At 41.8% G+C, this 12473-nt stretch carries 11 protein-coding genes; 5 read left to right on the forward strand and 6 right to left on the reverse strand.

Features of this window, described 5'->3' with window-relative positions:
• Positions 1-3 precede the first annotated feature (3 nt).
• Together DMB45_RS09010 and recF are read right to left on the reverse strand one after the other, a co-directional pair.
• Positions 4-294 carry a DUF721 domain-containing protein gene (locus DMB45_RS09010; protein ID WP_236684935.1) on the reverse strand — a complete coding sequence of 97 codons (291 nt, stop codon included), beginning with the start codon at positions 292-294 and terminating at the stop codon, positions 4-6.
• 98 nt (positions 295-392) lie between these two features.
• Positions 393-1499, reverse strand: coding sequence for a DNA replication/repair protein RecF (gene recF / locus DMB45_RS09015; protein ID WP_041504814.1), 1107 nt, complete (start codon positions 1497-1499; stop codon positions 393-395).
• Positions 1500-1690: 191 nt separating this feature from the next.
• Here recF and DMB45_RS09025 point away from each other — a divergent pair, with 191 nt between their 5' ends.
• Positions 1691-2377, forward strand: coding sequence for a tetratricopeptide repeat protein (locus DMB45_RS09025; protein WP_041502281.1), 687 nt, complete (start codon positions 1691-1693; stop codon positions 2375-2377).
• 69 nt (positions 2378-2446) lie between these two features.
• Here DMB45_RS09025 and pyk read toward each other — a convergent pair whose 3' ends face one another.
• Entirely contained in the window at positions 2447-3847 is a 1401-nt protein-coding gene (pyk, locus tag DMB45_RS09030; protein WP_041504813.1) for a pyruvate kinase, read from the reverse strand.
• A gap of 113 nt (positions 3848-3960) precedes the next feature.
• The gene (gene aroQ / locus DMB45_RS09035) at positions 3961-4374 is read right to left on the reverse strand and encodes a type II 3-dehydroquinate dehydratase (protein ID WP_041502283.1); all 414 of its coding nucleotides are present in this window, start codon (positions 4372-4374) and stop codon (positions 3961-3963) included.
• A gap of 262 nt (positions 4375-4636) precedes the next feature.
• Here aroQ and xerD point away from each other — a divergent pair, with 262 nt between their 5' ends.
• A complete protein-coding gene (gene xerD / locus DMB45_RS09040) occupies positions 4637-5551 on the forward strand; it encodes a site-specific tyrosine recombinase XerD (RefSeq protein ID WP_041504847.1) in 915 nt (304 codons plus the stop codon).
• Between the two features lie 61 nt (positions 5552-5612).
• On the forward strand, positions 5613-6176 hold the full coding sequence (locus DMB45_RS09045; protein WP_041502284.1) for a hypothetical protein: 564 nt from the start codon (positions 5613-5615) through the stop codon (positions 6174-6176).
• Here DMB45_RS09045 and miaA read toward each other — a convergent pair whose 3' ends face one another.
• On the reverse strand, positions 6177-7094 hold the full coding sequence (gene miaA, locus DMB45_RS09050) for a tRNA (adenosine(37)-N6)-dimethylallyltransferase MiaA (protein ID WP_041502285.1): 918 nt from the start codon (positions 7092-7094) through the stop codon (positions 6177-6179).
• A 167-nt stretch (positions 7095-7261) separates the two neighbouring features.
• Between miaA and DMB45_RS09055 the strand changes: the two genes are divergently transcribed.
• Positions 7262-7783: a GNAT family N-acetyltransferase gene (locus DMB45_RS09055; protein ID WP_041502286.1), complete on the forward strand. Its 522-nt coding sequence runs from the start codon at positions 7262-7264 to the stop codon at positions 7781-7783.
• Between the two features lie 107 nt (positions 7784-7890).
• Complete coding sequence (locus DMB45_RS09060) at positions 7891-9864, forward strand: hypothetical protein (RefSeq protein ID WP_235375030.1); 1974 nt, start codon at positions 7891-7893, stop codon at positions 9862-9864.
• A gap of 32 nt (positions 9865-9896) precedes the next feature.
• On the opposite strand, the gene DMB45_RS09065 is transcribed toward DMB45_RS09060, so the two are convergent.
• A complete protein-coding gene (locus DMB45_RS09065; protein ID WP_041502288.1) occupies positions 9897-12398 on the reverse strand; it encodes an ATP-dependent Clp protease ATP-binding subunit in 2502 nt (833 codons plus the stop codon).
• Positions 12399-12473: the final 75 nt, after the last annotated feature.

Below are 12473 nucleotides of genomic sequence, written 5' to 3' on the forward strand. Positions count from 1 at the left end.
TTTTCAGGACACAATCAACTCTTTTACAACACCTTCACCTACCCGGTCATTCAAAGCTTTTAACAGCCCTTCTTTAACCAACAGGATTTCATTCTTTACGACAGACGAGGAGAAGCTAACAAAAAGCTTGCCATCGACCATCCGCAAATTTTTTGTTTTCGAGGCTATCATTCCCCCTACCACCTCCGGCCAAAGTTGACATACTTCTCTCTCTTTGAAACGTTGAGTTAATCCCATCTGTTTCAAATAAAGTCTCATCAACTCATCCATCTTCAATGTTTTGCCTTGCTTCACGACGTATTTTTAATTATAAGCCGAAGGGATTACACGGATGCAAATACCCAAGACTTTCTAACTTGCAAAAATACCATTTTATTCGATAAAACAAAGAATCACACACCCACCTCTTTTATAACACCCTCATCTACTACAAAAATCTTAAAAGACGAGGCGTGCTGTTTTATGATTTCATCTATATGCAACCGGTTCGTATCCGTAATAAACACTTGTCCAAACGTTTTTTCCGAAACAATCCCCACGATTCGACTTACCCTTAAGGTATCCAATTTATCAAATATATCATCTAACAAGAGTAAAGGCTTTATTCCGTTTCGTGCCGATAAATAAACGAACTGAGCAAATTTCAAAGCCACCAAAAAACTCTTTTTTTGTCCCTGCGATCCCATTTTCTTTACGGGATATCCTCCCAATTCAAGTCCCAGATCATCCCGGTGTATTCCGACCGTCGTATAAGTCAATATTCTATCCCGCTCAAAATTCTCTTTCAGGGAAGCAAGCAGATCGTCATGTTTGATCGTTGTCGCGTACGTTAACGAAACTTGCTCTTTTCCTGAAGCAAGCAGATCGTAGTAATGTTGAAAAACAGTACTCATTTCGTAAACGAAATCGCGGCGTTTTTTTAAAATAAACATTCCGCTTTCGGCCAACTGCTCATCCCAAACCGCCAGCATATCCATATCCATTCCCCGCCCGGCATATTCTTTCAGCATCGTATTTCTTTGCACTAAAATCCGGTTATAACGAATCAAATGCGCTAAATACTCTTTGTCTTGCTGGCTAATCACCCCATCGATAAAACGGCGTCTCTCCTCACTTCCCCCATCTATTAAAACCGTATCCGCAGGAGAAACCATTACCAACGGCAACAACCCGATATGATCGGACAGACGATCGTACGCTTTCTTGTTTTTCTTAAACACTTTTTTTTGACCCCGTTTCACCCCACAATACGCCTCTATCCTCTCGCCTTGCCGTTCATAATTGCCTTGCAATACGAAAAAAGGCTCTCCATGACGAATATTTTGTACATCCGGTAAGTTGAAATAACTTTTACACATGGATAATTGATAAATAGCGTCCAGCACATTCGTTTTCCCGGCCCCGTTGTTTCCTACAAAACAATTAAAACCGGAACAGCATTCGATTTGAGCCTCCGATATATTTTTATAATTAACAATATCCAAATTTTTTATTTCCATCTTGATATTTTATAGATTAGAGCCTCACGCCCCCTCCCTACTTTTCCCCAAAAGTAAGGAAAAGTAAAATAGATTTTATCGAAAGCAGAATTTTTTGCACAAAATTTCACGGAGGCTCTCGGCATATGAAAAAAAAAACTATTTTTGCAGGTCGATGAATGATGTGTAATATATAACAAAAACATATAACGATGTCAAAAGAGAAACAAAAACACGGAGATGGCTTCGAACAAATTGAAGAAGTTACGATATCAACGGAACAATTCATTGAGAAGAATCAGAATTTATTAATCAAAATCATCATTGCGATTATCGTTGTAATCGGTGTTGTATTGGGATACCATAAGTTCTACAAGCAACCTCTCGCCAAAGAGGCAATGAATCAAATGTTCATGGCTGAAAATTTCTTTGCAAAGGATTCATTCAACTTAGCTCTTAACGGAGAGGGGGATGTTCTTGGTTTTCTCGATATTATTGAAAAATACGGTTCCACGCCCAGTGGTAATTTAGCGAACTATTATGCCGGACTATGCTACCTCTATAACGGAGATTACAATAATGCCATCAAATATTTGGAAAAATTCTCATCCGATGATCTTGTATTCAATTCGTTAGCAAAATCAAATATCGGGGATGCTTACATGCAGTTAGGCGATTACAAGAAAGCGGCCGATTACTATAAAAAAGCGGCCAACGAAGATACGAACGAATTGACTGCTCCCATCATTTTGATGAAGGCAGGACTCGCTTTTGAAAAAGCAAACGATTACAAGTCGGCTTTAACCATGTACGAGAGAATCGAAAAAGAATTCACCTCTTCCATGGAGTTCCGCGATATCGAAAAATACATCACGCGAACCAAAGAGAAGATAAAATAATATCTTTTGATTCGATATAAAAAAATCCCCGGGATTTCCGGGGATTTTTTTATTACAAACCCTAAATTATCAATGTATCTCTCCGATTTTACATACTTCAATAAAAGAAGCCCCCTTGCCATGCCCGAAACTTCCGCCCACGACAACAACATAATCGTCCGCACGAATCCCTCTCTTCATCAACATAGCCGGTAAATCATTCATGAATTCATCACGAGACATCGGTTTTTCGGTAAAATAAGGATAGATGCCGAAGGAGAGCGAAAGCTCCCGCATCACTTGATCGTTATAACAACGGGCAAACACGGGCAAATCCCCCCGGAAAGCCGCAAGATAGCGCGCAGTACGCCCCGACAAGGTATCCACGACAATAGCTTTCACGGGCAAAATGGTGGCTGTCTTAACCGCAGCACGAGCCAACGCCGCCGTGATCTCATTATTAATCCGAACCAGACTCCGGCTTGCATCCGGAGCCACCGAACATTCGTTCTCCTCCGCCACGTTCCGCATTACGGTAACAGCCTCTACCGGATAAGCCCCGTAAGCGGTCTCCCCACTCAACATGATCGCATCCGTTCCCATATAAATGGCATTTGCGATATCGCTAATTTCAGCCCGGGTAGGTCTCGGATGCTCTATCATCGTATGGAGCATCTGCGTGGCTATTATCACGGGTTTCTTACTTTCAATACATTTATTGACAATATAACGCTGAATACGAGGTATCTTCTCCGCCTCTATTTCAATTCCCAGATCCCCCCGGGCAACCATCACCCCATAAGCATAATCCAAAATCTCGTCGATATTATCAACTCCTTCTTGATTTTCAATTTTAGCGATGATCTTTATCTTACTCTGTCGGGCATCCAATAGCTGTTGCACCGCAATCACGTCCTCCTTATTACGTACAAAGGAATGAGCAATAAAATCCACATTATTATCTATCGCAAAATTGATAAACAACTTGTCCTTATCGCTTAAGGATTGCAATTTCAAATTAGCCCCGGGAACATTCACACTTTTCCGATCTTTTATCATGGCCTCGTTGGTCGCCATTACCTCCAAATAATGTGCATACTTTTCCACAACGACCAATTCTACATCCCCGTCGTCGATCAAGATACGATCTCCTGTCTTAATATCATCCGCAAAATAAGGATAAGAGACGTGGATTAATTTTCCTTCCATCTTTAAATCCATATCTCCGGTAAGAAAGAGACACTCTCCCTTCTCCACGTGAAACGGATTCTCTATTAACGTAGTTCTCACTTCCGGCCCCTTGGTATCGACTAAAATAGCGATATCCCCGGAAACGGTACGCACGTTGTCTATCACTTTTTTAGCCTGCTCTATATTCTGATGTGCCGTATTCAAACGAACCACGTTCATTCCCGCACGATACAGATTTTGTAAAAAATCCACATCGCATCTCTTATCCGATATGGTTGCTACAATCTTTGTTTTTTTCATATAAACCGATTACTAAACGACATTAATTCTTATCGAAACTTCTCTTTATTTTCAGTTTCTCCTGTAAAATTTCTACGAAAAGAAACAAAAAAAGATTGGAAAAGTTTTCTTTTTTAAAGAAACGCCCGCAAGGCCAGCTCGTAGGATTTCAATCCGAACCCGGTTATCACCCCTCGACAAACCGCAGTCAAATAAGACTTATGTCTGAATTCTTCCCGTTTGGCCGTATTGGAAATATGCACCTCGATTACAGGCGTCTCGATCGCGGCAATCGCATCCGCTATGGCAATAGAAGTATGTGTATAGGCCCCGGCGTTCAATATAATCCCGTCATAAGAAAAACCTGCTTCATGCAATTTATCGATCAATTCCCCCTCTATATTGGATTGAAAATAACCGATCGCCACGTCCGGATACTCTCTCCTTAATGCTTCCATATAAGCGTCAAAAGAGGTCTCCCCGTAAATCGATTTTTCTCTGACACCCAAAAGATTCAGATTGGGACCATTTATAATTAATAGTTTCATACTTTTCGTTTTTATTCTTCTGCAAAATTAACAAAAAACGATCGTAAACAGGCCATTTATCTCTCAGAATATTAATTTTTTATTATGACATTTATCTGAACCTTTTCTTTGTTAAACTTACCAAATGGTGTCGGTCGCATATAAAAATCACTTATCTTTAGCCATCGAATTTCCCATGTTTATCCCTCTGTGTTACCTTCATTGAATTGAAGGTAGGGATATATAGGGTATATAAACTGATAATACTTAATTCACAAACATGATGACCTGGAATGAAGCGATAGATAATTTTAAAACGTACTTAACTTTAGAAAAATCTCTTTCAAGCAATTCTGTAGAAGCTTACCTGAACGATATAAAAAAGTTAGCCGCATTCAGTTTACAATCAGAACCGCAACTTCAACCCGAAGAGATCACATATGCTATCCTTAACAACCATTTATCCCGATTAAAAGATTCCGGTATCACAGCCAGAAGTCAAGCCAGAAGTATTTCCAGCATAAAATCCTTTTTTAAATTTATGGTTTACGATGAAGTGATTACCGTTAACCCCGCAGCCTCTTTAGATACTCCGAAAATAGGGAAAGCATTACCGTCGGTATTGAGCGTAGAGGAGATCGAGGCCATGATTGATGCGGTAAACCTGAAGAAGCCGGAAGGACAACGCAATAAAGCTATCATAGAGACGCTGTACTCTTGCGGACTACGCGTATCGGAACTGGTAAACCTGAAACTTTCCAATATCAATTTCAGAGTGGGCTACATTAAAATTGAAGGAAAAGGCAATAAAGAACGTTTAGTGCCTTTAAACAATAAAGCGAAAGACGAAATACGAATATACACGAAAACGCACAGGGCCGCCATTCCTAAAGCCAAAGGGTATGAAGACGTCCTTTTCCTAAATAAAAAAGGAAAAGCTCTTTCGAGAGTAATGGTATTCAATATCATAAAGGAATTAGCCTTAAAAGCAGGTATCAATAAAACCGTCTCTCCGCATACCCTCCGACACTCGTTTGCCTCACATCTTGTAAACGGAGGAGCCGACATACGGGCCGTTCAGGATATGCTGGGACACGAATCTATTCTTACCACGGAAATTTATACCCACCTGGACAATACTTTTTTAAGGGATACCATCATAAATTTCCATCCGAGGGCAAAAAATTCCCGCAAATGATCACTATCTTTGCCTATTCTTCATTTTCACATAAAAGAAGAAGTTTTAATTCAACAAGACCATGGAAAACAAACAAGATATTCTCAAGAAATTAGGGAGTAATGATATCGACTTAGTAACGGAAGCGATAGAACAGATCAAAACGGAAGGAGATCTGTCCATCGTTCCGGAACTATTGGACATTTTACTGCAATGCAAAGAGCCTGTCATTATCACCCATATCACTTCTCTCCTCTCCGATATTAAAGATTCGGGATTCAAAACCATCCTGATGGAAAAACTGATTCAGGCTGCAAATAATTCCGAAAAACCGAATCTACTACGCATATGCTGGGAATCGGCCATTGACTTTTCTGAATACATGGATATATTTTTGGATATTCTTTTGAAAGATGACTTTATTTCAGCCCTGGAAGCATCAACCGTCATCGAAAATCTATCGGACAACCTATCCGAAGTAAAAATAAAAGAAGCTATCGAACGGATAAAAGCATTACCGGCAGACGACGACAAAGCTTTTCTGTTAGAGGGTGTACTTCTCCATTTGGAAGAGATGCTTGATTCCTCGAAAGAGGACGATGACGAAGAGGAACATCATCATTGCGGATGCGACGGACATGATTGATCACGTCTCCTTAAGCCAGGATTTTACCTGATCTACTTTTTCATCCAACGGCATATCTCCGTTCAACCACTTGATATCAAAGCCGTCTCGTTCCATTTTCCGAAACCAGGTCATTTGTCTCTTGGCAAATTGGTGAATGGCTATATTCAACTTTTCGACCATTTCATCGTATTTCAAACATCCTGTCAAATACAGAGTTATATATTTGTATTCCAAACCATAATAGATCAAATCCTCCGGATTAATTCCTCCATCTAACAATCCTTTCACCTCCTCTACCATCCCGCTTTTCAAACGAGCCTGTAACCGTTCGGTTATTCGTTGTCTCCGTTTCTCCCGATCAAACAAAATTCCTACAATCAAAGATCGTATTTCAGGGAATGCCCCCTCTTCCGGTTCATGCGTAAGGTAATATTCGGCAATCTCGATACCCCGAATCGCCCGTTTTACCGTATCCGTATCCGTCGTGTTATGCAATGTTTTATAAGAAGCTAATATTTCCGCCAATTCAGCCAACGACTTAGAAGCTAAGCGAGCCCTTAATTCCGTATTTTCGGGCACCGGAGTCATCCGATAAGCTTTCAATATGGACTCCACATACAATCCGCTCCCTCCACATAATACAGGAAATACTTCCCTTCTTTTGCAATCTTCCCATACTTTCAAAAAATCCTGCTGGTATTCAAAAAGGTTATACCGGTAACCCGCATCTGCAATATCCATTAAATGATAGGGTACGGGGTGTCCCTCGTATTCGTATTCGGACAAATCCTTACCCGTACCGATATCCATACCCCGGTATATCTGCCGCGAATCGGCCGAAATAATCTCTCCGTTCAACTCTGCGGCCAGCCTGACGGCTAACGCGGTCTTTCCCGTTGCGGTTGCCCCGATGACACTCAGTAAATTATAATCCATAGTTCCTACAGCATTCCAAAATCTATTCAATGGGTTTTCAAATTTAATTTATTTTTTTGAATCCCTTAGATTAATTTCAAAATTAACATAGAGGAAAGGAGGAAAATAGTATATTTGGATGCTGATAGAAAAGATAGATTAAAATAAATTTATAAAATCATCAACTTATGATCAATGACGAAACAATTCGACTAAGGCCATTGGAACCAGAAGATTTGGAATGCCTTTATAAATGGGAGAACGATATGGACTTGTGGGAAGTAAGCGACACGTTAACCCCTTTTTCTCTATTTACGCTAAAAAAATACATCGAAAGTTCTCATCTGGACATTTACACGACCAAGCAACTCCGTCTCATGGTTGAACTTATAGATCCGGCAACCCCAGTGGGATTAATCGACCTATACGATTTTGATCCTTATCATCAACGGGCTGGAATCGGAGTAATGATTCACAACAGCGAATACCGGAAAAAAGGTTACGCGACATCGGCCATCCGTTTAATGCTCGATTACTGCTTTGAAACATTAGGCCTCAATCAGGTGTACAGCAGTGTTCCCAGCGGCAACGTTGGTAGCCGGAAGCTTTTTGAAAAATTAGGTTTCGTACAAACGGGATATCGCAAAGACTGGCTTCGCAGAGGTAACGAATGGGAAGATGTCGTTTATTTCCAATTACTTAATCGATAACAATTAAAAAAACAGGAAGCTGTTCGGACTCGACAGCTTCCTATTTTTATTTTTACACGTCATATCTTTACACCATGAACAAAAAAATCCTTAAGCATTCATTATTTATGGTATGTTTATTCGTCGGTTTAACAACTCGTGCTTCCATACCGGAAGAAACCATTCAGACAACCGTCACGGCCATACAAGCAAAGGGAGGTACGGATAAACAACTCGTAGAAGCAGGAGTAAGACAAGTAGCTCGCCTATGGCAATCAGATGACGGAAATACTAACGATTTCCAATCTTTTTGTATCAAAAATTACCTTACGGATCCCGTAACGAAACAACGGGTTTTTGAAAAGATCAGTAATTATTTTGAAGCTTTGTGGGGACATTTCAATGAAATAACGCTACAATTACAATTGAATCTTCATCAAGATAACGGACCTTTAGACGAAATAGATCCCCTGTTCGGTGCTTATAGTCCCGGCTCTCACTTGATCAATGATTTTTACGCGAATAAAATCGGGTTTATCATCGCGTTGAATTTTCCGGAAGTTCCTTTAAAAGTGAAAGAGACAATCGGGACAGATCGACAGGCTTGGGCCTACGCTCGTTTAGGAGATATTTTCACCTCCAGGGTGCCTTCCGAATTAATCCAAGCCCAAGTAAAATCGGAGAGCGATGCAGACGTTTACATATCCGATTATAACATATACATGGGACACGTGTCGAACGCCAAAGGGAAAAAACTATTTCCGGATGATAAGATTCTACTCTCACACTGGAACCTTCGGGATGAAATTAAAGCAAACTATAACAAAGGAAAAGAGGGATTGGATAAACAACGTACCGTATACGAAGTCATGAAGAGAATCATTACGCAAGAGATTCCGACACAAGTCATCAACTCCGGAGCGTACGATTGGAATCCTTATTCCAATACCATCTCTTCAAAGGGGGAGCCAGTCTCCGTAATCCCCGAGGCCACGGAACGCTACCGGCGTATGCTAAATAATTTTCATGCCGTAAAAGCCATAGATCCCTACACGGGCAAAAATTTCATAGAACGAAAATTCTCCGGGGAGATGGAGATCTCTCTTAACGATGTTAAAACTCTGTTTACCCAGTTTCTAACCGCACCGGAATTAAAGGCCGTAGGAAAAATCATATCCAAACGCCTCGGACGCAAATTAGAGGCTTATGACATCTGGTACGACGGATTTAAGGCAAGAAGCAGCCTGGATGAGACCAAATTAGACGCCCAAACCCGACAACTTTACCCGGATGCCGCGGCATTTAAGACCGGACTACCCGATATCCTCGTCCAATTGGGATTCACTCCCGAAAGGGCTAACTATATTTGCGATAAAATAGCTGTCGATGCAGCGAGAGGTTCCGGTCATGCCTGGGGAGCAGCCATGAAAGGACAACGATCACACCTCCGCACCCGTATTCCGGCAAAAGGAATGGACTACAAAGGATATAACATTGCCGTCCACGAATTCGGACACAACGTGGAACAAACGATCTCCATGTACGACGTAGACAACTTCATGATGAGCGGTGTTCCCAATACCGCCTTCACAGAAGCCCTTGCCTTCATTTTTCAAAAACGGGATCTTCAATTATTAGGAATCGAAGACAATAACCCGGAAAAAGAAGAGATGGACGTTTTGGACAAATTCTGGAGCTTGTACGAGATCATGGGAGTTTCGATGTTGGATATCGCAACTTGGGAATGGATGTACGCTCATCCGGACGCTACGGCATCCGAATTGAGAGATGCCGTTATCTCTCTATCAAAAGAGATATGGAACACTTATTACGCTCCGGTATTCGGAAAGAAAGACGAAACGATCTTAGCCATCTATTCTCATATGATCAGCTACCCCCTCTACTTATCGGCATACGCTTTCGGACAAATCATAGAATTCCAGTTAGAGGATTACCTGAACGGAAAAACCTTTTCCCAGGAAGTAGACCGTATTTTCAGACTCGGGCGCCTCACACCCAACGAATGGATGTTACAAGCTACCGGTCACGATTTAAGTGTAGAGCCCATGGTAAAAGCCGTACAGAAAATACTAAAAAAATAAACATTAAACCGTCCAATGAAAAAGAGGCTTTTTCAAGCCTCTTTTTCATTTATAATAATTTTATCATTTTCCTTATCGTAATCCACCTGAAGTTCGCTCCCTTCCGGAATTCCTTTAATAATGACTTCCGCCAACTCATCTTCCAAATACTTTTGTATCGCCCGTTTCAACGGCCGTGCCCCGTATTGCGGATCAAAACCTTTCTCAGTAATAAAATCTTTCGCTTCATTAGAAATGGAAATCTTCAAACCGAGATCGCCCACCCGCTTGAACAAGCCTTTCAGTTCGATATCTATTATTTTATAGATATCTTCTTTCGACAAGGAGTTAAACATGATTATATCATCGATACGATTTAAAAATTCCGGAGAGAAAGCATTCTTCAAAGCCTTTTGCACTACCCCCCTCGCGTAATCGCTATCCCCGGTCCGATCCTGCGATCCGAAACCGATGCCGCGACCAAAATCTTTCAATTGGCGACTACCTATATTGGAGGTCATAATTACGATCGTATTCTTAAAATCGACCTTACGTCCCAAACTATCGGTCAACTGCCCGTCATCCAACAATTGCAATAGGATATTGAACACGTCAGGATGAGCTTTTTCAATCTCATCCAACAACACGACAGAATAAGGCTTGCGACGTACTTTCTCCGTTAACTGTCCGCCTTCCTCGTAGCCGACATAACCCGGAGGAGCCCCGACAAGACGAGATACGGCAAATTTCTCCATGTACTCACTCATATCGATACGAATCAACGCGTCTTCCGAGTCAAACAGATAGCGGGCAAGTACTTTAGCCAACTGCGTTTTACCCACTCCGGTTGGACCTAAAAAGATAAACGAACCTATCGGACGATTCGGATCTTTCAATCCGGCCCGATTCCGATGAATCGCTTTCACGATCTTCTCAATAGCCTCCCGTTGCCCCACAACACTCTCGCATAATTCGTCATGCATCTGCAGTAATTTCATGCCCTCCGTCTTGGCTATCCGTTTCACGGGTACCCCCGTCATCATAGCCACAACCTCGGCCACATCCTCTTCCGTTACCGTAATCCGGTTTTCATCCAATTCCTGCTGCCATTTATTTTTTTCATCCTCCAACAACTTCAACAACTGTCTCTCCTTATCCCGGAAAGCAGCGGCAACTTCGAAATTCTGTTGTTTTACCGCCTCTTTTTTCTTCTCCTTCACCTCTTCAATCGAGGTCTCCAACTCTTCTATAATCGGCGGAACATTAATATTGGCAATATGTACCCTCGATCCAGCCTCGTCCATAGCATCTATCGCTTTATCCGGCAATGCCCGATCGGATATGTAACGGGTCGTCAATTTCACGCAAGCCTTTATCGCTTCATCCGTGTAACGAACATTATGATGATCCTCGTAACGGGATTTTATATTATTCAAAATCTCCACGGTTTCATCAAATGAAGTCGCCTCGACCAATACCTTCTGGAAACGACGTTCCAAAGCCCCGTCTTTCTCGATATTCTGTCGGTATTCATCTAACGTCGTAGCTCCTATACATTGGATCTCTCCTCTGGCTAACGCCGGTTTCAACATATTGGCTGCATCCAAATTTCCTCCAGAACCTCCGGCCCCCACTATGGTATGAATCTCATCAATAAACAGAATAATATTTCTATTTTTGGCTAACTCCGCCAATATGGCTTTCATCCGTTCCTCGAACTGTCCGCGGTATTTCGTACCGGCGACAATCGAAGCGATGTCCAAGGCGATCACTCTCTTGTCAAACAATACCCGGGAGACCTTCCGTTGTACGATCCGAATAGCCAAACCTTCCGCGATAGCCGATTTTCCGACCCCCGGATCTCCGATTAACACGGGGTTATTTTTCTTCCGGCGACTCAATATCTGGGCCAAACGTTCGATCTCCCGATCACGTCCCACGATCGGGTCCAACGTTCCCTCTTCCGCCGCCTTGGTAATATCGATTCCGAAATTATCCAGCACAGGAGTATCCGATTTCACGGATGCCGTCCCTCCTTGACGATAGGGATTATACATGGAAGAATCATCTTCGGAATCTTCCGAATCATCCCCCTCTTCGTTATAATCTGATTGCATGCGCATTTTCTCTTTTAAGACAGCTTCCTTAAAAATGTCATAATCAATATCCATGCTCTTGAACAATTTGGTCACAAATCCCGCTTGATTCCTTAAAATGGCCAATACCACATGCTCGGATTCCAACTCTTCGTCACCCAAATCCCACGCCTCTTCCACAACCCGCTTCAATACGCTATTAGCCGCAAGTGTAAAATCAATATCGGTTACATTTTCCGATTTATAACGTTTTCCCCCGAGCCGTTGTTCTATCTTATCCTTCACCTCGTAAAAATCCAACCCCAAAGATATTAATATATCAATCGCCCGACCACTTCTCAACCTCAACAAACCTAAAAACAAGTGCTCCGGGTAAATCTTCGAGTTGCCCAATCGTCTTGCTTCTTCTCCTGCAGAGGTCATTATCTGTTTCAATCGTCTTGTTTCTTCTCTTCCCATAATTCTTGTCGTTTCCCGACTTTTTTTAATCTAACGTAAAGATAATACTTTTATACCAGAAATATCATGCATCTC

Origin of the sequence: Sanguibacteroides justesenii, from assembly GCF_003204205.1 — a bacterium.
Classification (GTDB): domain Bacteria; phylum Bacteroidota; class Bacteroidia; order Bacteroidales; family Marinifilaceae; genus Gabonibacter; species Gabonibacter massiliensis.